Source organism: Pseudophaeobacter sp. EL27 (assembly GCF_900313025.1).
In the GTDB taxonomy this organism is placed as follows: Bacteria; Pseudomonadota; Alphaproteobacteria; order Rhodobacterales; family Rhodobacteraceae; genus Pseudophaeobacter.
In genome coordinates, this window is sequence record NZ_OMPQ01000008.1 from 386,691 (window position 1) to 406,876 (window position 20,186).

Annotated in this window: 16 protein-coding genes; 9 read left to right on the forward strand and 7 right to left on the reverse strand. The window is 58.2% G+C overall.

Translation table 11 applies throughout. The features are described from left to right. Nucleotides 1-74 precede the first annotated feature (74 nt). Complete coding sequence (locus tag ED661_RS06420) at nucleotides 75-689, forward strand: TetR/AcrR family transcriptional regulator (protein WP_122073069.1); 615 nt, start codon at nucleotides 75-77, stop codon at nucleotides 687-689. 23 nt (nucleotides 690-712) lie between these two features. Here the strand turns inward: ED661_RS06420 and pcaQ are convergent, their stop codons facing one another. Further along, nucleotides 713-1,633, reverse strand: coding sequence for a pca operon transcription factor PcaQ (gene pcaQ, locus ED661_RS06425; protein WP_122073070.1), 921 nt, complete (start codon nucleotides 1,631-1,633; stop codon nucleotides 713-715). A gap of 96 nt (nucleotides 1,634-1,729) precedes the next feature. On the opposite strand from pcaQ, the gene pcaC reads away from it, so the two are divergent. The 4 genes from pcaC to ED661_RS06445 are packed head-to-tail and all read left to right on the forward strand — an operon-like array spanning nucleotide 1,730 to nucleotide 4,362. After that, on the forward strand, nucleotides 1,730-2,128 hold the full coding sequence (gene pcaC / locus ED661_RS06430) for a 4-carboxymuconolactone decarboxylase (protein ID WP_122073071.1): 399 nt from the start codon (nucleotides 1,730-1,732) through the stop codon (nucleotides 2,126-2,128). Between the two features lie 14 nt (nucleotides 2,129-2,142). Beyond that, nucleotides 2,143-2,880 (forward strand): protocatechuate 3,4-dioxygenase subunit beta, encoded by a 738-nt coding sequence (gene pcaH, locus ED661_RS06435; protein ID WP_122073072.1) that lies wholly within the window; start codon nucleotides 2,143-2,145, stop codon nucleotides 2,878-2,880. Continuing rightward, nucleotides 2,880-3,506, forward strand: coding sequence for a protocatechuate 3,4-dioxygenase subunit alpha (gene pcaG, locus ED661_RS06440; RefSeq protein ID WP_122073073.1), 627 nt, complete (start codon nucleotides 2,880-2,882; stop codon nucleotides 3,504-3,506). The genes pcaH and pcaG overlap by 1 nt, the downstream gene beginning before the upstream one ends. Nucleotides 3,507-3,516: 10 nt before the next feature. Further along, nucleotides 3,517-4,362, forward strand: coding sequence for a 3-keto-5-aminohexanoate cleavage protein (locus ED661_RS06445; RefSeq protein WP_122073074.1), 846 nt, complete (start codon nucleotides 3,517-3,519; stop codon nucleotides 4,360-4,362). 189 nt (nucleotides 4,363-4,551) lie between these two features. Here the strand turns inward: ED661_RS06445 and cueR are convergent, their stop codons facing one another. Together cueR and ED661_RS06455 are read right to left on the reverse strand one after the other, a co-directional pair. After that, entirely contained in the window at nucleotides 4,552-4,941 is a 390-nt protein-coding gene (gene cueR, locus ED661_RS06450; protein WP_122073075.1) for a Cu(I)-responsive transcriptional regulator, read from the reverse strand. 20 nt (nucleotides 4,942-4,961) lie between these two features. After that, the gene (locus ED661_RS06455; protein WP_122073076.1) at nucleotides 4,962-7,463 is read right to left on the reverse strand and encodes a heavy metal translocating P-type ATPase; all 2,502 of its coding nucleotides are present in this window, start codon (nucleotides 7,461-7,463) and stop codon (nucleotides 4,962-4,964) included. Between the two features lie 375 nt (nucleotides 7,464-7,838). Here ED661_RS06455 and ED661_RS06460 point away from each other — a divergent pair, with 375 nt between their 5' ends. Further along, a complete protein-coding gene (locus ED661_RS06460) occupies nucleotides 7,839-8,951 on the forward strand; it encodes an S-(hydroxymethyl)glutathione dehydrogenase/class III alcohol dehydrogenase (RefSeq protein WP_122073358.1) in 1,113 nt (370 codons plus the stop codon). A gap of 89 nt (nucleotides 8,952-9,040) precedes the next feature. On the opposite strand, the gene ED661_RS06465 is transcribed toward ED661_RS06460, so the two are convergent. Next, complete coding sequence (locus ED661_RS06465) at nucleotides 9,041-10,138, reverse strand: Xaa-Pro peptidase family protein (protein WP_122073077.1); 1,098 nt, start codon at nucleotides 10,136-10,138, stop codon at nucleotides 9,041-9,043. A gap of 216 nt (nucleotides 10,139-10,354) precedes the next feature. Between ED661_RS06465 and ED661_RS06470 the strand changes: the two genes are divergently transcribed. Both ED661_RS06470 and ED661_RS06475 read left to right on the forward strand, forming a co-directional pair. Beyond that, nucleotides 10,355-10,627: a metal-sensing transcriptional repressor gene (locus tag ED661_RS06470; protein WP_122073078.1), complete on the forward strand. Its 273-nt coding sequence runs from the start codon at nucleotides 10,355-10,357 to the stop codon at nucleotides 10,625-10,627. A gap of 3 nt (nucleotides 10,628-10,630) precedes the next feature. Next, a complete protein-coding gene (locus ED661_RS06475) occupies nucleotides 10,631-11,977 on the forward strand; it encodes an MFS transporter (protein ID WP_122073079.1) in 1,347 nt (448 codons plus the stop codon). Nucleotides 11,978-12,022: 45 nt separating this feature from the next. Here the strand turns inward: ED661_RS06475 and ED661_RS06480 are convergent, their stop codons facing one another. From ED661_RS06480 to ED661_RS06490, 3 genes are read right to left on the reverse strand one after another with little or no spacing between them, the layout of a single operon-like run. Beyond that, a complete protein-coding gene (locus tag ED661_RS06480; RefSeq protein ID WP_122073080.1) occupies nucleotides 12,023-13,537 on the reverse strand; it encodes a SpoVR family protein in 1,515 nt (504 codons plus the stop codon). Beyond that, on the reverse strand, nucleotides 13,530-14,858 hold the full coding sequence (locus tag ED661_RS06485; protein ID WP_122073081.1) for a YeaH/YhbH family protein: 1,329 nt from the start codon (nucleotides 14,856-14,858) through the stop codon (nucleotides 13,530-13,532). Before ED661_RS06485 ends, ED661_RS06480 begins: the two co-directional genes overlap by 8 nt. A 15-nt stretch (nucleotides 14,859-14,873) precedes the next feature. Continuing rightward, complete coding sequence (locus tag ED661_RS06490; RefSeq protein ID WP_122073082.1) at nucleotides 14,874-16,808, reverse strand: PrkA family serine protein kinase; 1,935 nt, start codon at nucleotides 16,806-16,808, stop codon at nucleotides 14,874-14,876. 784 nt (nucleotides 16,809-17,592) lie between these two features. On the opposite strand from ED661_RS06490, the gene ED661_RS06495 reads away from it, so the two are divergent. Then, the gene (locus ED661_RS06495) at nucleotides 17,593-20,142 is read left to right on the forward strand and encodes an Ig-like domain-containing protein (RefSeq protein ID WP_122073083.1); all 2,550 of its coding nucleotides are present in this window, start codon (nucleotides 17,593-17,595) and stop codon (nucleotides 20,140-20,142) included. Nucleotides 20,143-20,186: the final 44 nt, after the last annotated feature.

Consider the following 20,186-nt stretch of genomic DNA (forward strand, 5'->3'; position numbering starts at 1 on the left):
AACGCTGGGGGATTGCCTCTTATCCGGGCCGTCTGATAGGCCAAGATCCAATCTGAATTACAGGCAGAGCCCGGATGTTAGAACAGATCAGCACCTCCAAAAGCGAGATCCTGGACGCTGCCGCCCATTGTTTCATGACATTGGGCGTCAAAAGCGCCTCTGTTGATGATATCGCGGCGCGGCTGGGCTCAACCAAGGGGCGGATCTACCACCACTTCCCTTCCAAGGGCGCCTTGCTCGCCGCAGTTCAGCTGCGGGCTGCGGGCTTTACCCATCAAGCGGTCGAACAACTGATCGATACCAGCCGGCCGGCAATCGCCTCTCTCGACAGAATGGCGCGCGGGCATGTCTACGAGGTGCTGAACTCACTAGCCTACCACAAGGTCGTGTTGCAAACCTACACCGGCGGCACCCAGCCCAAAAAGATCACCAATGTCGAGCAAGAGCTACAGGAGCAGTTGCGCACCGGGCAGCGCCAGTATGAGCTGCTGTTTCGCAACGAAGTGGCTCGCGGCATTTCAGAAGGCAGTATCCAGAACCGCAACCTCACAGTTGCTGTGGCCGGGCTGATGTTGATCCTCAATTCTCCGGTTTTCTGGTTCCGACCCGAGCGCGGTGCCTCGCAGGAGTTCATCGATACAATCGCCCGCGATATAAGCAGCATGGCTCTGGCCAGCCTGCGCGCCTGATCGCCACAACCCTGCACAAAAACCTAATCAGCCTGACGGCACAGCTCCCGTATGCAGGCACAAAACCGCGCGCCAGTGGCCGATAGCTGATGCTCACTGCGAATACACAACCCCACCGGCCCCCGCGTGCTAGTGGTGTCCAGCGGTAGCTTTTGTACGATCCCCGCCGCCAGATCGGCATGCACCACCCCCTGACTGATGAACCAAATCGCACCATGGTCGAGAACAAAGCGCCGCCCGAATGTGGCCGAGACCGTCTCGATTGGGGCCTGCGGCATCATCAGCCCCTGCTCCAGAAACATATGCTCCACCAAGGGGCGAATGATTGAGCCCTTTGAGGGCATCAATACCGGATAGGACTGCAGTGCCCCCGCCGGCAGATGGCTGATGTCCCCCAGGGGATGCCCCGCCGCCACAACAACTGCAACGCGCTCGTGAAACAGCGGTTCAAACTCAATCCCCACCATGCGCTCAGGGGCGGGCAAGCGCCCCACAACCAAGTCCAACTCCCCACGGCGCAGCTGATCCAGAAGATATTGATTGTCACCAGTGAGCACCGAATACCGGCTGCGCCCTATGCCGGCCTCCAGCTGAGCCAGTGCATCTGGCACCAGAGTGGCTGAAACCGTCGGCAAGGCGCCGATACGCAGTTGCGGCCCCTCACCGGCCTCCAGTCCCTGCAACATCGCCACGCCGTCCCGTGCCAAGGCCAGGCTGCGCCCGGCGTGGTGGCGAAACATCTCCCCATAGGGGGACAGGCGAATGCCCCGCCCATGGCGCTCCACCAAGGGCTTGCCGCAGACCGCCTCCAACTCGCGCAGAGCGCGGGTAACGGCGGGCTGTGTCATGCCCAGCGCCTCGGCCGCCTGGGTAACACTGGTTTGACGGGCCACTTCGACAAAGACTTCGAGATGGCGCATTTTGAGCTGTGCAGATAAACGCATATCATTTTCGCAATGCAAACATGTATATCTTCACATTATACAGCACAATTTTGATATGTGATACTCCTTGTGACTGCAAACCAGAGGGCACCCCCTATGAGTAACACCAGATATGATCAGGGCATGAAGACTCGTCGCGCGGTTCTGGGCGACACCCATGTGGATCGGGCCGAGGCGGCCAAGACCGATATGGATCAGGCTTTTCAGGCCCTGATCACCGAAGGCGCCTGGGGCACGGTCTGGTCATCGGATGCCATTGCACCGCGCGAACGCTCGATGTTGACCCTGGCCCTGCTGGCCGCCCTGGGGAACTTCGACGAGATCCCCATGCATATCCGCGCCACCGCCCGCACCGGCGCCAGCAAAATTGACGTGCTGGAAGCTTTTCAGCATGTGGCCATCTATGCAGGCGTGCCCCGCGCCAATCACGCGCTGAAACTTGCCAAACAAACCTATGCGGAAATGGAAGCCGACGCCGCCGCACCCAAGGCCTGAGGAGGAAGACCACAATGACCCAGACACCAAAACAGGGTGAGTTCTACCAGCGCGACCGCCGCTGGCATCCCCCGGCCTATGACAAGGACTACAAGACCTCTGTAGCGCGTTCGCCCAAGCTGTCGCTGATCAGCCTGGAAAACACCCCAAGCGAAATCACCGGCCCCCGCTTTGGCCATGGTGATCTGACCGCGCTCGACAATGACCTGTTGTCAAACTACGCCCAGCCAGACCAAAGCCCCATTGGCGAGCGCATCATTGTGCATGGCCGGGTGCTGGACGAAAACGCTCGCCCGGTGCCTAATACGCTGGTCGAGATCTGGCAGGCCAATGCCTCTGGCCGCTATCGCCACAAAAAGGATACCTATCTGGGGGCCATCGACCCGAACTTTGGCGGTTGTGGCCGCACCATGACCGATGAGAACGGCTACTATTACTTCCGCACCGTGAAACCCGGCGCCTATCCCTGGCGCAATTGGGTCAATGACTGGCGGCCCGCGCATATCCATGTCTCGGTCTTTGGCACAGGTTTCGCCCAGCGCCTGATCACCCAGCTCTATTTTGAAGGTGACCCCCTGGTCAAAACCTGCCCCATCGTGGCGACAATTCCCGACCCGGATGCGATCGAGCAGCTGATTGCCAAGCTGGATATGAACGCCACCATCCCGCTGGATACCATCGCCTATAAGTTCGACATCGTGCTGCGCGGCCGTCGTTCAACCCTGTTTGAAAACCGCCTGGAGGGGAACTAATGCCACAATCACTCGATTATCTGAAGGAAACCCCCTCGCAGACCGCTGGCCCCTATGTGCACATCGGTCTGGCCCCCGGCGCGGCTGGGTTTCAGATCTACGATCAGGAGTTAGGCCAGGACATCGCAGGCCCCAATGCAAAAGGTGAGCGCATTCGCGTCGAGGGGCTGGTCATCGACGGCACCGGCTCGCCCGTCAAGGACGTGCTGCTAGAGGTCTGGCAGGCCAATGCCGATGGTATCTATCCGCACCCTGAACATGCCGGGTATGAGAATGTTGAGGAGGGCTTTCGCGGTTGGGGCCGGGTGATCACCAATTTTGAAACCGGCGAATGGGCGTTTGATACGGTCAAACCTGGTGGGTTGATGGGCCGCAATGGCCAGATGATGGCGCCGCATATCAACCTCTGGATCGTGGCGCGCGGCATCAATGTGGGGCTCAACACCCGGCTCTACTTTGACGATGAAGCCGAGGCCAATGCCGCCGATCCTATCATCAATGTGATCGAGTGGGAAAAGCGCCGCGAAACACTGATTGCAAAACGCAGTGAACGCGACGGTGAGACGGTGTATCGTTTCGACATCCGCCTGCAGGGCGAAGATGAAACCGTCTTTTTTGACATCTAAGGGAACATCCATGACCATCTTCAGCCAGGGAAAACCCTGTATCATCTGCGTTGCCATCACCGGATCCGTGCCCCGCAAAGAGCACAATCCGGCGGTGCCCACCACCATTTCGGAACAGATTGAAAGCACCCAAGCGGCGTTTGAAGCTGGTGCCTCGATTGCCCATTGCCATGTGCGCAACGACGATCAGACGCCTTCATCTGATCCGGAAAAGTTCGGCCTGCTGCTGGAAGGGTTGAACAAACATTGCCCCGGCATGATCGTGCAGCTCTCGACAGGCGGACGGTCTGGTGCGGGTCAGGAACGTGGCGGCATGCTGTCGCTGCGCCCTGATATGGCCTCGCTCTCGGTGGGATCGAACAATTTCCCCACCCGCGTCTATGAAAACCCGCCAGAGCTGGTTGATTGGCTGGCCTCTGAGATGCGGCAATACGAGGTCAAGCCCGAGATCGAAGCCTTTGATCTGTCCCATATCCACCAAGCGGTGAAGATGAACCAAGATGGGCGGATCAATGGAAAGCTCTATGTGCAATTTGTCATGGGGGTGAAAAACGCCATGCCTGTGGATCGCGAGACCTTTGATTTCTATATCAAAACCGTGGAACGGCTGGCACCAGAGGCAGAATGGTGCGGTGCTGGCATTGGCCCCGGCCAGATCCAAGTCAATGAATGGGCCATTGCTGCAGGCGGCCATACCCGTACCGGGTTAGAGGACAATCTGCGCCTGAACCGCGAGACCCTGGCACCGTCAAACGCCGCGCTGGTACAGCGTGCAGTGGAACTCTGCGAGAAATACGAGCGCCCCGTTGCCAGCTGGCAGCAGGCCCGCGAAACTCTGGAACTGCGCCCTGTCTGATTCAGACACCTCTTTGCTAAACTCAGAGCACCAGCCCAACGCAATCTCCCGACCGCAAGGTCGGGCAGCCCCCGGCCGCCCCCTCGGGCGGGGGCTACTCCCCCACCCGCGGCCGATTGCTGCCCTTGCTCGGTATCTCCAACCGGTCCAACCCGTCTTCGCAGCCAATCTCGTTGGCTGAAAATGGCTTCAGCACTTACCCGACAGATCCTTCAGGATCGGGCAATCGGGGCGGTTGTCGCCCGCGCAGCAATGAACCAGCTCGGTCAGGGTATCGCGCATTGCTTGCAGGTCGGCGATTTTGGTCTCGATCTTGCTCAGGTGTTCCTGCGCCAATTGTTTGACATCACTACTGGCGCGGCTTTCGTCTTCATAAAGCGCCATCAACATGCGGCAGTCCTCAATGGTAAAACCCAAGGCCCGCGCCCGCCCCAGAAAGGCGAGTTTGTGCAGGTCTGCCTCGACAAAGCAGCGATAGCCGTTTTCGCTGCGCTGCGGTTTGATCAGGCCGATATCCTCGTAATAGCGGATGGTCTTGGCCGGCAGTCCCGAGCGGGTAGAAACATCACCGATATTCATGCGGACCTCATACTGTGCCGTCAGGTGGCGGGGCGAAGTGAACCAGTGCCGGATGCCGACACCTCTGCTCCTTCATCTAAGCTGGATTTCAGCCGATGCAAGCGCAGCGCATTGCTGAGCACAAAGACACTGGACAGCGCCATGGCGCCCGCCGCCAGCACCGGCGAGAGCAATGGCCCGCCAAAGGGATAGAGCACTCCGGCGGCAACCGGTACCAGAAGGACGTTATAGCCAAAGGCCCACCCCAGGTTCTGGCGAATATTACGCATGGTGGCGCGGCTGGTGGTCAAGGCATCCTGCACGCCGCGCAGATCGCCAGAGACCAGCACCACATCTGCGGCCTCAATCGCCACATCGGTGCCGGTGCCAATCGCAATCCCCACATCCGCCACAGCCAAGGCCGGAGCATCGTTGAGACCATCACCAACAAAAGCTAGGGCACCAAAGCTGTCTTGCAGATCCTTCAGCGCCGCGACCTTATCCCCCGGCAGGCATTCGGCGCGCACCGCATCAATGCCAAGACGTGCGGCAATGGCCTGTGCCGTGGCCGCGGCATCTCCGGTGATCATCGCCACCTTCAGCCCCTGCGCCTGCAAGGCCCGGATTGCCTCCGGCGTGCTCTCTTTGATCGGATCCGCCACTGCCAGCGCGGCAGCGGCCTGACCATCAATCGCCACATAGAAGGGTGTCTCCCCCGCCGCTGCCCACAGCGCCGCGGACTCGGTCAACGGACCAAAATCAATGCCTTCGCGCTGCATCAAGCGCGCAGCTCCAATCAGAATGTTCTGACCTTCGACCTGCGCCTGTAGGCCATAGCCAGGAATGGCCTCGACGCTATCGGCCTTGGGCAGGCCTTTGCCTGCCGCCTGCACAAGCGCCTTGGCGATTGGATGCTCCGACTGGGCCTCGGCGGCACCGATCAGGCGCAACACCCCGTCGCGGGTAAAGCCTGGGGCGGGCTCCAGATTGGTCAGGGCCGGATGACCCTCGGTCAGGGTACCGGTCTTATCCAGGGCAACCACATGAACCGACTGTAGTTTTTGCAGCGCATCACCTTTGCGAAACAACACCCCCATCTGCGCGGCGCGCCCGATACCCACCATGATCGAGGTCGGGGTCGCCAATCCCATAGCACAGGGACAGGCAATGATCAGCACCGAGACACCAGCCACCAGAGCCAGCGGCAGAGCGGGTGCTGGCCCAAGCACCAGCCAGACCAGCACCGTCAGCGCCGCTGCCAGCAGAACGGCAGGCACAAACCACAGGGTAATGCGATCAACCAAGCCCTGAACGGGCAGCTTGGCCCCCTGCGCCTGCTCAACCATCTGAATGATCTGCGCCAGACCCGTCTCCCGCCCCACATGAGTGGCGCGAAACTCCAGCACTCCGGATCCATTCACCGTGCCAGCAGAAAGCCACGCAAACTTGCCTTTCTCCACGGGTATCGCCTCGCCGCTCAACATGCTTTCATCCACAAAGGAGCTGCCAGACGTCACCTCTCCATCAACGGCAATACGCGCGCCCGGGCGCAGACGGATCAGGTCACCGGGGGCGATCTCTTCTACCGGAGTTTCGATCACTGTATCGCCGCTGACCAGCTCAGCGGTTTTGGGCTGCAAGGAGACCAGTTTGCGGATCGCTGCCCCGGTGCGCCCCTTGGCGCGGGCCTCGAGCAAACGGCCTGTCAGGATCAGAACCACGATAACGCAGGCGGCCTCAAAATAGACATTGGCCGACCCATGAGGCAGCAGCTGCGGGACAAAGGTTGAGATCACCGAGAACCCATAGGCCGCCACGGTGCCCAGCGCCACCAGGGCATTCATATCCGGCGCACCACGCAACAAGGCGGGCACGCCCTTGCTATAGAACTGGCGACCGGGCCCAACCAGCACCAATGTGGCCAGCACAAATTGCAGCAAATAGCTGTTGTTGAGGCCAATATTTGCCATCACCCAATGATGCATGGTCGGCACCATATGGCTGCCCATTTCAATCACAAAAACTGGCAGTGTCAGAACCGCCGCTATTGCCACCTGCCGGGTTAGCGCTGTGATCTCCTGCCCCCGACGCTGCTGCGCCTGCTCTGCTGCATCCACTTCAGCCGCGCGTAGAGAGGCGGGGTAGCCTGCACCGGTGCTCGCCGCCCGCAGGTCTGCCGCGCGGGTTGCGCCGGTCAGATAGCGGATCTCAGCCCGCTCCGTGGCCAGGTTCACATCGGCTGAAACCACGCCGGGCACCGCCCGCAACGCCACCTCTGCCCGCCCCACACAGGAGGCACAGCTTAGCCCCTCAATATCGAGGCTCACCTGAGACAGGGCCGCTGGATAGCCCGCCTGCTCCAAGGCCGAGACCAAATCTGCTGGTTCGAGATCCAGCGCTGCGTGAACCTGGCCCTTGGAGGTCGCCAGATTGACCGAGGCCTCAGTGACACCGGGAAGCGTGGACAGGGCTTTTTCTGCCCGCCCAACACAGCCTGCACAATTGAGACCGGTGATTTGCAATGTTATCTGGCGCTGTTCCATGGTGGAAATCCCGAGAGTCGTCCTACAATTGCGATTGGATATGGGGCTTCCAGTGAGGGGAAGGTCAAGACCAAACCTCGTAGAGAATCTGATTTATCCTACAATTGTTTCACCCTAGCCCAAGGAGCTGCCATCACGGCCAATTGACTGGAAAACGTCACTTTTCGTCGTATTTGGATGGGGCGCAAAGGGCTGGAAAAGATAGAGCCAAAGGCAATGCTTGCCTGATCACTTTGGCAAATGTAACGCTGGGCGGATCAGGCTCTGGTCAGATCACATGGGCCAATCCCTTTGATCGGGCCGAACAGTAATTCGAAAGGGTCAGCGCCTAGCTGTGGCGCGCCCCTCACAACAGGACGAAGGATCGCAATCATGATGCGTACACGTGCAGCCGTTGCTGTTGCTCCGGGCAAGCCGCTCGAAGTGATGGAAGTGAACCTCGAAGGGCCAAAGGCCGGCGAGGTACTGGTGGAAATCAAGGCCACGGGTCTCTGCCACACGGATGAATTTACCCGCTCTGGTGATGATCCCGAAGGCATCTTTCCCGCCATTCTGGGCCATGAGGGCGCGGGCATTGTTATCGAGGTGGGCGAAGGGGTGACCAGCCTGGAAGTGGGCGATCACGTGATCCCGCTCTATACGCCCGAGTGCCGCGAATGCGACTATTGCCTCAATCCAAAAACCAACCTGTGTCAGGCGATCCGCTCGACCCAGGGTGCTGGTCTGTTGCCCGATGGCTCGACCCGGTTCTCTATGCTGGATGGCACTCCTATCCATCACTACATGGGCTGTTCGACCTTTGCCAATCACACCGTGGTGCCGGAAATCGCCCTAGCCAAAGTGCGCAAGGACGCGCCCTTCGACAAGATCTGCTACATCGGCTGCGGCGTCACCACCGGCATCGGCGCGGTGATCAACACCGCCAAGGTGGAAATCGGCTCGACCGGTGTGGTCTTTGGCCTAGGTGGCATTGGCCTCAACGTGATCCAGGGTCTGAAACTGGCCGGTGCCGATCAGATCGTCGGCGTTGACCTGAACCCCGGCAAGGTCGAGATGGCGACGCATTTTGGCATGACCCATTTTGTCAATCCGGCCGAGGTCGAGGGCGATCTGGTGGCGCATCTGGTCGAGCTGACCGGCGGCGGTGCCGATTACACCTTTGATGCCACCGGCAACGTCAACGTGATGCGCACCGCGCTGGAATGCGCCCACAAGGGCTGGGGCGAAAGCATCATCATCGGTGTGGCCCCTGCGGGTGCTGAAATCTCCACCCGTCCCTTCCAGCTGGTCACCGGTCGCAGCTGGCGCGGCACCGCCTTTGGTGGCGCCTCCGGTCGGACCGATGTGCCCAAGATCGTTGACTGGTACATGGACGGCAAGATCGAGATCGATCCGATGATCACCCACAAGCTGACGCTGGACGAGATCAACCACGGCTTTGACCTGATGCACGAAGGCAAATCCATCCGCGCCGTGGTCGAGTTCTAAGCCCTAACGCTCTCAACAGATCTAAAATTAGAAAAGGCGCGCCCCCTGATGGGGCCGCGCCTTTTTCACTGCTCTATCCTGTTCAGCCCTTAGCCACCGACAATGGTCAGCTCTTTGGGGAACTGGGTCAGCACCTGACAGCCCTCTTCGGTGATCAGCACGTCATCTTCGATCCGGACGCCAAACTTGCCCGCCAGATAGAGCCCCGGTTCATTGGTGTAGACGGTGCCCGCAGGCAGCAGCTGATGATTGCCCCGCATGATATAGGGGGCCTCATGCACATCGCGGCCCAGACCATGTCCGGTCTTGGTCTCGATATGGGCGGCAAAGGGAGAGGCCTCCAGCACGCCGATCACCACATCATCAATCTGATGCGCGGTGACCCCGGCCCGCGTCGCCGCAAGCCCCACCATATTAGCGGCTAGAACGGTCTCGTAGACTGCGCGCGCCTCATCGCTTACCCCGCCGACAAAAACCGTGCGGGTGATATCAGCGCAAAAGCCATCCTTGCGGGCACCAAAGTCAAACAGGAGCGCGTCACCGGACTGGATTTTATAGTCTTCGCGGGCATGGCCATGCACCCGGGCCGAATTGTCACCTGCCACCACAATCGGTGTAAAGGCAAGATCATCAGCCCCCTCGGCAAAAAGCGCCTGAATGAGGCGGCTTTCGATCTCTTTCTCGGTCTGCCCCACCTCGACCTCAGCCAGCACGCTGTGCAGGGCGCGTTCAGACAGAGCAATGGCCTTTTGCAAGGCGGCGACATCGGTGTCGCTCTTGATCATCCGCAGACCCGAAATCTCTTTCTCTGCGTCGATGATCTCCAGCTCCGGGCTGGCCTGTTTCAGCGCATGATGCACAAAGACCCGCATCACCTGCCCCTCGACCGCCAGGCGCGCCATTTGCATATGGTCGGCCAGATCCGCAAAGGCTGCCTGGTAGCCATCCTGATCCCGCCAGTCAAAAACCGCCCCATCAAATGCGACCAGCTCCCAGGATCCCAGCTCCAGGTTTGGCACAATCGCTGCCGGTGCCCCTTCTGCCGGGATTACCAGGACAAAGGGACGCTCGTGGCTCATAAACCCCTGCCCCAGTGCCCGGGTGAAATTTGGCCCCGGCACCAAGGCCACTGCGTCCACCGATAGGGATCTGGCCAGTTGGCGATACTCTGCAAAAGAAGCGGTCATGTGATGTCTCCAAGGGATCAGATTGGGGGATCGAAGCCTGCCCCCCGATTTCAAAGCATGGTGTCGGCGCGAGGGCTCCGCGTAGCGAGTGAGAAGCGTCCTGTTTGGAATATTGTATCCAATTGAGAGGGGCGCTTGTCAATGACTTGCGGTGCCACCGCTCGGCAAGAGGCAAACAGTCTTGAAAACATCCTCCCCAGGGGGATATATGAAACCATGAAACAGCCACATACACATCTTTCCCACCCGCGCATTGCCACCCGGCTAAAGCGTGCAAACGGCCACCTGAGCAGCGTCATCTCGATGATTGAAGACGGACGCCCCTGCGCAGACATCGCCCAGCAGCTGCAGGCCGTTGAAAAGGCCATTACCAATGCCAAGCGGGAATTGATCTTTGATCACATTGATCACTGTCTGGAAGATGCGCGCAATGAGACCCGCACCGAGGGGCAGAGCGAGATGTTCAAAGATATCGCGAGGTATCTGTGAGCCATGCTAGCCATCTTGAGAAATCGCACCTTTCGCCATCTGTTTGCGGCGCAGGTAATTGCCATCCTCGGAACCGGTCTGGCAACCGTGGCACTGGGGCTGATTGCCTATGATCTGGCCGGGGCCGACGCCTCCATCGTGCTGGGTATCGCCCTCACCATCAAGATGGTCAGCTATGTGACCCTTGCCCCAATCGCCGCAGCGCTTGCCAGCCAGTACCCGCGCCGCAATTGGTTGGTGACGCTGGACATTCTGCGGGCCCTGGTGGCACTGGCGTTGCCCTTCGTCACTGAAATCTGGCAGATCTATGTACTGATCTTTGTGATGCAGGCCTCTTCTGCCGGGTTCACCCCCGCCTTTCAGGCCACAATTCCCGATGTCCTGCCAGATGAAGACGACTATACCAATGCCCTGTCTCTCTCGCGGCTGGCCTTTGATATCGAGAGCCTGCTGTCCCCAACAGTGGCTGCACTGCTGCTGACCCTGATGACTGCTAATTTTTTGTTCTTTGGCACCGCTATTGGCTTTGTTGCCTCGGCACTTTTGGTTGTCTCGGTCGCGCTCCCCTCGCCCAAGCCAAGTGTTGCCAAAGGGTTTTATGAGCGCACAACACTGGGCATCCGCATCTACCTGAAAACACCGCGCCTGCGGGGGTTGCTGGGGCTATCGGCGGTTGCCGCCTCTGTGAGCGCAATCGTGATCATCAATACCGTGGTCATTGTCCGGGCTGAGCTGGGTCTTGGAGAACATATGGTCGCCCTGACGCTGGCGGCTTTTGGGGCCGGGTCCATGCTGGCAGCCTTTACCCTGCCAAAGCTGCTGATCCGCATTCAGGATCGCCCGGTCATGATAGGCGGCGCACTTATTGCCATTCTGGCCCAGACAGGGCTGGCAACCTATACAGGTTTGGTCGAAGCAGAGTTGATCCCGGTGCTCGCCTGCTGGTTCCTATCCGGGTTTGGCTATTCCACCATTCTCACCCCATCGGGGCGCCTGCTGAAGCGTTCTGCCCAGACTGAAGATCGCCCAGCGGTCTTTGCGGCGCAGTTCACCCTGTCCCATGGTTGCTGGCTGATCACCTATCCACTGGCGGGCTGGAGTATGAGCAGCCTTGGAATGGTGCCCTCGCTCTTGCTGCTAAATTCATTGGCCATTTTGGGGCTGCTTTATGCGCGGAGCCAATGGCCCGCAAAGGATCCAGAGAGCCTGCCCCATGACCACCCGGAGCTGGCAGCGGATCATCCGCATCTGAAAGGGACAACAGGCCAGGCTATGGGCGGTCCCAAACGGCATTCCCATCCCTATGTCATCGACGATCTGCACAAGAGTTACCCGCCAGACGACACCTGATGCCGGAGCAAGAAGGATCCAAGGCACGCTCATGGGCCTGCCTACTCAGGTTTCGATCCGTGTCTCCACCGCATTCAGGCAAACCTCATACCCCCAGAGTGTGCCCAGATGCTTTAGCACTTCGCGCTTGTTGTCCTCTTCCAGGTGAATGCCATCGCGCACTGTATGGGAGAGGATCAGGCGCCTGTCGCCGCTCAGATCTGCATCGGTGACCTGAATGTCAGGCTCCAGATAGGCCAGATCATATTGCTGTGCCAAGGCCCGGCGGATCTCCTTATAGCCAGCCCGATTATGGATCTGGCTTACCACCATCTCCTTTTGATCCTCTTGATCCACCAAGGCAAAGAGTTTGAATTTACGCATCAGATGCGGTGACAGGAACTGCTGGATAAAGCTTTCATCCCGGTAATTGGCCCAGGCATTGCGCAGCACTGCACGCCAATCGCCCTGACCGGCGATATCCGGGAACCAATCCCGGTCCTCCTCCGTCGGCTCTTCGCAGATGCGCTTTATGTCCATCATCATAGCAAAGCCCAGCGCATAGGGGTTGATGCCGGAATATCGCGGATCGTTATACTCTGGCTGCAAAACCACATTGGTATGACTGTGCATCATCTCCATGTAAGAGCCTTCGGTCAGACGCCCCTGGGTGAACAGCTCATTGATGATGTAATAATGCACAAAGGTGGCGCAGCCCTCGTTCATCACCTTGGTTTGTTTCTGCGGGTAGAAGTACTGCGCCAGCATCCGTACGATGCGCAGCAGCTCACGCTGCCAGGGCTTCAGGATCGGACTGTGTTTTTCCAGGAAGTAGAGAATATTCTCCTGCGGCAGGTTCAGGCTTTGCCGACGGGCCGAATAAGACTCATCATGAGGCACCCCATCCTTGGCTTTGCCCAGAGTGGCATCAGTCCAGATATCCAGTAGGCTGCGCGCGCTTTCATGGCCATCGCGCACTCGCTGCATTGCTTCCAGCTCCTGCGCGGTGGGTTTGGGCGGACGCCCATACCGAAACACGCCTTGGGTTTGCAGGGCATGGGCCGCATCCAGAACCTCTTCGACCGCATCCAACCCATAGCGCTCCTCACAGGCGGTGATGTAGTTCTTGGCAAAGGCCAGATAGTCGTGAATGCCATCGGCATCGGTCCATTGCTGGAACAGGTAGTTGTTCTTGAAGAAATGATTATGACCAAAGGCCGCATGGGCCATCACCAATGTCTGCATCGACATGGTGTTTTCTTCCATGTTGTAGCTGATGCAGGGGTTGGAGTTGATCACGATCTCATAGGCCAGCCCCTGCCGCCCGGTGCGATACAGCGCCTCGTCGCGGGCAAAATGTTTACCAAAGGACCAGTGCTGATACATCAAGGGCAGCCCGGTGCAGGAATAGGCATCCAGCATCTGCTCCGCCGAAATGATCTCGATCTGGTTCTGGTAGACATTCAGCCCCAGATCGTTCAGCGCGATATCCTCAATGGCATCGCGTGCCTTTTCCAGTAGCTCAAAACTCCACTCCGGCCCGTCAAACAGCAGGTTGGATCCTGGTTTTGCATCAAGCATTTTGACCTCCCCTTATCCGTGGCAGAAAGAACTCTCTGAAGATCGGATAGATATGGGCCGCATGCGCCACTCGCTGCATTTCAAAATGTGGGGCCTGCGCCTTGACCAGTCGGTAGTTCTGCCACAGGTCGTCGCCTGCCTCGGTGTCATTAAGAAGAGTCTCCGCGCTCTCTTCGACGATCTCCATATAGGCGTAGTACTGGCAGACCGGCAGCAGATCCTCGAGCAGCAGCTTTTTGCAGCGCGCCGAGTCATTGCCAAAGTTCTCGCCGTCCGAAACCTGAGCCCCGTAGATGTTCCATTCCTCCGGCGGGAAACGCTCGGCAATCACCTCACGCATTTTGTCCAGCGCAGTAGAGACAATGGTACCGCCGGTTTCGCGGGCATAAAAGAAGGTCTCCTCATCCACTTCCTCTGCCAGATGGGTGTGGCGGATAAAGACCAGCTCTGTGTGCTCGTAACAGCGTGACAGGAACAGGTGCAGCAGTAAAAAGAACCGCTTGCCCAGATCCTTTTCACGTTCCTGCATCGAGCCAGAGACATCCATAAGGCAAAACACAACTGCGCGGGATTTGCGGATCTTTTCCGGCACATGGGTATCAAAGCGCAGATCAATCGGATCGATATAGCCCACCACCTTGCGCTTGCGTTGCAGCCCTTCCAGCCGCACCTGCAATTGCTCTAGCAGCTCGGCCTGGGCCGCTGTTCGACTGGGCAGCGCCTCAAGCATCTCGATTTGTGCCCGCAGATCCGCCTCTGCCTGGGCCGAGGGACGTCGCAGAGCAATGCGTCGCCCCAGAGAGTTCCGCATGGTGCGCACCAGATTGAGATTGTTGGGGGTGCCAGCCGTGGTCAGCCCAGCGCGGCGGGTGCCAATGGTTTCTGTCTCGACGGTGGGTTTCTCCACCAGATCCGGCAGCTCCAGCCCCTCAAACAGGATCTCCAGGTACTCATCACGTGTCAGGGTAAAGGAGAAATCATCATCGCCTTCGCCACCCTCCGAGGCCTTGCGCCCGCCCTGCCCCGAACCACCATCCGGTTTGGGAATGGTATCGCCAACCACAAACTCCTTGTTACCCGGCAGGACATATTTGCGGTTGCCGCCGGGTCCATGAAAGAACCGCGGCTCCTGCAATCCCTTGGAAGGGATTGTCACCTTTTCTCCCTCCGGTGCGACGCCATCCCCGTCCTGGATGGATTTGTCCCGCACCGAGCGGTCAACACGCTCTTTGATATTGTCCCGGGCGCGACGCAGGAACCGTTGCCGGTTGCCGTGGCTTTTGCCCTTGGGGTTGGCGCGTCTATCGATGAATTGATGCATCTTTCAGCGCCCCCGTTACCCGGCCTTGTTGACCCGCATGTACCATTCCACCAGGCGCCGGACCTGACGGTCGGTATAGCCATGGCTGCGCATGCGTTCGACAAACTCCTGGTGCTTGCTCTCGGTCTTGCTGTCCTTCTTGCTGCCAAAACTGATCACCGGCAGCAGTTCTTCGACCTGTGAGAACATGTGTTTCTCAATCACGTCGCGGAGTTTCTCATAAGAGTTCCACGCTGGGTTTGATCCGGTATTGGCACGGTGGCGCAGCGCAAACTTGACCACCTCGTTGCGGAAGTCTTTGGGATTGGCGATGCCGACAGGCTTTTCAATCTTGCTCAGTTCACTGTCGAGGATCTCACGATCATAAAGCTGGCCTGTATCAGGATCTTTGTAGTCCTGCTCTTCGATCCAGGCATCCGCATAGGAGATGTAGCGATCAAAGACGTTCTGGCCATATTCGGTGTAACTCTCGAGATAGGCCTTCTGGATCTCGTTACCGATGAATTCCTCATAGCGCTGCGCCAGATCGGTTTTGATGAACTCGAGGTATTTGGCCTCGGTTTCGGCCGGGAACTGCTCGCGCTTGATCATCTGTTCCAGCACATACATCAGATGTACCGGATCGGCGGCGATTTCATCGGTGTCGAAATTGAAGGTTGAGGAGAGCACTTTAAAGGCAAAACGGGTCGAGATGCCGTTCATACCCTCATCAACACCAGCTCGGTCCTGATACTCCTGAACCGTCTTGGCCTTGGGGTCTGTGTCTTTCAGGCTCTCCCCATCATAGACACGCATCTTGGAATAGAGATTGGAGTTCTCATGTGGCTTCAGCCGGGTCAGAACCGAAAACCGGCTGAGGATCTTCAGGGTTTCCGGCGCGCAGGGCGCCTCGGCCAGCTCACTGTGCTGGATCAGCTTGTCATAGATCTGCGCCTCATCACTGACCCGCAGGCAATAGGGAACCTTGACGATCGAGACTCGGTCGATAAAGGCCTCATTGTTCTTGTTGTTCTTGAAGGCCTGCCACTCGCTCTCATTGGAATGCGCCAGCACCAGGCCGGTAAAGGGAATGGCCCCAAAGCTTTCGGTGCCCATATAGTTGCCTTCCTGGGTGGCGGTCAGCAGCGGGTGCAGCATCTTGATTGGCGCTTTGAACATCTCGACAAATTCCAGCACACCCTGATTGGCGCGGTTCAACCCGCCAGAGAAACTATAGGCATCCGGATTGTCCTGGCTGAAGTGTTCCAACTGACGAATGTCCACTTTGCCCACAAGGGTAGAGATATCCTGATTGTTCTCATCGCCCGGCTCGACTTTGGCGACCCCCATGCGCCGCAAACCCGACGGATAGATCCGCGCCACGGTGAACTTGCTGATGTCGCCACCATATTCGTCCAACCGCTGCACCGCCCAGGGCGACATCAGCCCCGGCAGGCGATGACGGGCAATGCCGTATTCCTCTTCGAGTACCTTGCCCATGCGTACCGGATCAAACAGGCCCAGTGGGCTCTCAAAGATCGGCGACAGCTGGTCCCCGGCTTTCAACACATAGATCGGCTGATCTTCGACCAGACATTTCAGTTGTTCCGCAAGCGAGGACTTACCGCCCCCTACTGGCCCCAGCAGATAAAGGATTTGTTTGCGCTCTTCCAAGCCCTGGGCCGCATGGCGGAAATAGCCGACGATCCGCTCGATGGTGTCTTCCATCCCGTAGAAATCTTTGAAGGCACGATATTGCTTGATCGTTCGATTCTGAAAGATCGGCCCCAACCGGGCATCCTTTGAGGTATCAACCAGCTCCTCTTCCCCTATGGCTTTGAGCATCCGCTCAGCCACATTGGCATAGAGGCTCGGGTCATCGCGACAGGCATCGAGATAGTCATAGAGTGACATCTCCTGCTCACGCGTTTGGCCGTACTGCTCAACAAATATCTCGGCAATGTCTTTCATCGGGATCTAGCCTCCTGGGTTACGCTTCGCCCTTCCTCCTGGCGGTAGTGAAAACGCACAGACATAGAGACCCCAGCAACTGGGCCACGGATGCCCGCGGTCGATTTTGGTTTTGATTTCTGCTCTTGGTCGACGGCGTCGTAAGCACCGGATGCCCGCTCTGATCAGGGGGCTTGGTCCGGCAATCGAGGGTCTCAGACGCCGTTCAGTATTCCGCAAGGGTACACTATCTACGCGTTTCATACTATTAGGAACTGGTGTAATTTTAATTAATTGCCAGAAGATTTTTGTCAAAGATCCTTCACATTTTCACCAGAACTTGTGATCTCACCCTGCATCCCTCCCAGTAAGCGGCCGTGTTTCGATGTCGAAGCCACCAATCGACGTGATGCCTTTGGGACCCCATTTTGCCAAGGCAACAGCCAGGGCACCTGGTAAGGCTACGCCCTCCGCTCAGCCCTGTTTCTGCCCAATTTCCGCCCGAGTCTCATCCCGTGCCGCCATCCCGGAAGGCGGCGTTTCCATTAACACTTTGTTAACAAATCACCCAAAAACAAGGGGACCAGCCCCCATGCCAAAGAAAATCTGCGGCAAACAAGACACTATAGTGCGTAATTCATCCACAGTTTCTGCCAGCACCGACTAGACATTTGATATAAATTCGACGCAATATACCCACAATATGGCCGCAAAGAACGGCCTTCGGCAGAAACATACAGGCACCGGATCCTCCGCGACCCCATGATTTAGGGCGTTGCGTGGTCCATAAGCGAGCGGCAAAAAAATGAGCACTGTTGGATTTATCACCCGTGATCTTTCGGGGACCACACGTCAAAGCACTTTTTCCGAGGGGTCTCCCTCTCTTCTCAATGTCACGCACTCCAAGGACATTTCGCTGAACCTCAGCGCCTCGGACATTGACGCCTATGTAAGGCGGGGATCGGATCTCCACCTTGTATTGGCCGATGGCCAGATCCTTGTTTTGCAGAACTACTATACCAATGGTACTGCCGGCGGCAAAAACCTGTTCCTCAGCGAGGAAGGCAATTTTGTCGAGGTCGTGTTAGAGGACAAGGCCGAGGGCGCGCTGTTTGCAAGCTACGAGCCGCTGGATATTTCCGGCAAATGGTCTGCCTATGACGAGATGGTCTTCCTAGATGTTGACCGGATCGAGCCGGTCATTGCCCCACTGGCAGCCCCTCTCTTTGGCGGCCTGGGCGCAGCGGGCGCAGCAGCCGGTGTAGCCGGTGCCGCGGTCGTCGCTGGCGGTGGTGGTGGCGGCGGTGGTGGCGGAAATGCTATCATTCCTACCGTGGACAATCCCGATGCCAGCTACCCAATTGCAGGCGCAACCACGGATCCGGTTGTTATCACCGGCACCGGTACCCCCGGCGCTGTAGTCGAAGTCAACGTAGGTGGCGAAACACAGACAGGCACCGTCAAGGATGACGGCACCTGGGAAGTGACCTTCCCGGTGGTATCCCTGCCAGCAGATGGCAACTATGACACAACCGTCAAAGTTGTCGATCCCAACGGTACAACCCATGATCTGGATGGCCCAACAGTGGTTATCGACACCACGCCACCAGTCCTGAACGTCACCAGTGGCACCCAATCCACCGGCGATATTGTCAATGGCAGTGAACATTCCTCTGGCACCGTGATCACCGGCAGCGGCGAAGCTGGCGCCAGCGTCAGTGTTGTCATCAACGGCCACACTCAGACAACAACAGTTGCCCCCAATGGCAGCTGGTCGGTTACGTTTGACTCGACCCAGATCACCACCGGCGAATACACCACCGGGGTTGCCATCACCACAACCGACGATTTTGGCAATAGCGCCAGCTATACCGAGACATTGGTGGTCGACACCGTCGCGCCCCCCATTGGCATCAACACCGTAGAGGGCGACAATATTGTCAGCTTCTCCGAAGCCTCCAATGGTGTCACCCTCTCTGGGACCGGCGAAGCAGGGGCCTCGATCTCTGTTCTGTTCCAAGGCGTTACCCAGACCACAACCGTTGCAAACAATGGCACCTGGTCTGTTGATTACAGCAGCGCCCAGATCACTGGTGGCAATAACTACGCCAGCACCGTCGAGGTCACCTCGAGCGATCTGGCAGGAAACAGCTCGACCAGCACGCATACGGTCCACATTGATACTCAAACCAGCGCGACCCTGAACGGCGGTTTTGCAGGTCCGGATGATGTATTGTCCGGCGCAGAAGCCCAGGGCGGTGTTCAGCTGACCGGCACTGCCGAGCCAGGCTCCACAGTTCAAGTGTTCTTTGGCGCCTCCGGTGCCCAGAACGCCACGGTAGATGCTGCGGGCAACTGGACAGTGCTTATTCCGCAAAGCTCGATCCCAACCGGCACCACGAATGTCGACATTGAAGTGCACGCCACGGATGCTGTAGGCAACACCGATGTGGTGACCCGTTCCCTTGCGATCGACACCGAAGTTGACCCCTTTACCGTCGAGGCCAATCAGACCGCCAATGACGTGATCAATCAGGATGAGTTGAACGCCGGCTTTGCCCTGCAGGGCACGGTCGAGCCGGGCTCTGAGGTGATCGTGACAATCCGGGGCGTGGCAAAGACGGCCACCGTGGATGCTGCAGGTAACTGGAGCGCCGAGTTCTCGGGCGCAGACCTTCCCGCAGGTGAATACTCTACCTCTGCCACAATCGTTGCAAAAGATCCTGCTGGCAACACCAGCACCCTGACTGAAAACTTCGAAATCGATACCGTCTTTGAAGCCCCTGTTCTGGACTCGGTCACCTATGAGATCGGCAGCCAGGACGTCAGCGAAATCACCGTCGAAGGCATTGCCGGCGCAGGTGAATCCATTACCGTCAACACGCTCGAAGGCGATGGTTCCACCTCCAATCCGGGTGCAGTTGTCACTCCTGGGCGCGGCGTTACCGAGTTCGACTTTACCAATGCGATCCCCGATGGCACCGATCTGGTGGTGACCAATGTTGATACGCTTGGCAATGGGTCCAGCACCCTGCTTGTTCTTGAAGACAATGCCACAACGGCCAGCACATTGAATCATGCCTCCCTTGGCCAGTTCAACATCGATGAACTGGATCTTGGTGCGGCCAGCAATGTGTCTCTGGTTCTGACCGAAGCGGATATCAAGGCGCTCTCCGAAAACTCGGATACCCTGACCATCCACAGTGGTTCGACCCCGGGCGACGACACTGTCACCGTGGCAGGCGCGACCTTGTCAGGAACCCGCAGTGTCGGCGGTGAGAACTACAACGTCTACACCGTTGGTAACGACGGCACGACCCTGGTCATTGATCAAGACGTCACCGTCATCATCTGATCAATTGGACCGGCACAGTCCCTGACCGCTGCCGGTCCCAACCA

Bases quoted from the DNA above. Each gene is read 5' to 3' on its own strand.
- ED661_RS06420 (WP_122073069.1), top strand. From the start codon at position 75: ATGTTAGAACAGATCAGCACCTCCAAAAGCGAGATCCTGGACGCTGCC.
- pcaQ (WP_122073070.1), bottom strand. From the start codon at position 1,633: ATGCGTTTATCTGCACAGCTCAAAATGCGCCATCTCGAAGTCTTTGTC.
- pcaC (WP_122073071.1), top strand. From the start codon at position 1,730: ATGAGTAACACCAGATATGATCAGGGCATGAAGACTCGTCGCGCGGTT.
- pcaH (WP_122073072.1), top strand. From the start codon at position 2,143: ATGACCCAGACACCAAAACAGGGTGAGTTCTACCAGCGCGACCGCCGC.
- pcaG (WP_122073073.1), top strand. From the start codon at position 2,880: ATGCCACAATCACTCGATTATCTGAAGGAAACCCCCTCGCAGACCGCT.
- ED661_RS06445 (WP_122073074.1), top strand. From the start codon at position 3,517: ATGACCATCTTCAGCCAGGGAAAACCCTGTATCATCTGCGTTGCCATC.
- cueR (WP_122073075.1), bottom strand. From the start codon at position 4,941: ATGAATATCGGTGATGTTTCTACCCGCTCGGGACTGCCGGCCAAGACC.
- ED661_RS06455 (WP_122073076.1), bottom strand. From the start codon at position 7,463: ATGGAACAGCGCCAGATAACATTGCAAATCACCGGTCTCAATTGTGCA.
- ED661_RS06460 (WP_122073358.1), top strand. From the start codon at position 7,839: ATGCGTACACGTGCAGCCGTTGCTGTTGCTCCGGGCAAGCCGCTCGAA.
- ED661_RS06465 (WP_122073077.1), bottom strand. From the start codon at position 10,138: ATGACCGCTTCTTTTGCAGAGTATCGCCAACTGGCCAGATCCCTATCG.
- ED661_RS06470 (WP_122073078.1), top strand. From the start codon at position 10,355: ATGAAACAGCCACATACACATCTTTCCCACCCGCGCATTGCCACCCGG.
- ED661_RS06475 (WP_122073079.1), top strand. From the start codon at position 10,631: ATGCTAGCCATCTTGAGAAATCGCACCTTTCGCCATCTGTTTGCGGCG.
- ED661_RS06480 (WP_122073080.1), bottom strand. From the start codon at position 13,537: ATGCTTGATGCAAAACCAGGATCCAACCTGCTGTTTGACGGGCCGGAG.
- ED661_RS06485 (WP_122073081.1), bottom strand. From the start codon at position 14,858: ATGCATCAATTCATCGATAGACGCGCCAACCCCAAGGGCAAAAGCCAC.
- ED661_RS06490 (WP_122073082.1), bottom strand. From the start codon at position 16,808: ATGAAAGACATTGCCGAGATATTTGTTGAGCAGTACGGCCAAACGCGT.
- ED661_RS06495 (WP_122073083.1), top strand. From the start codon at position 17,593: ATGAGCACTGTTGGATTTATCACCCGTGATCTTTCGGGGACCACACGT.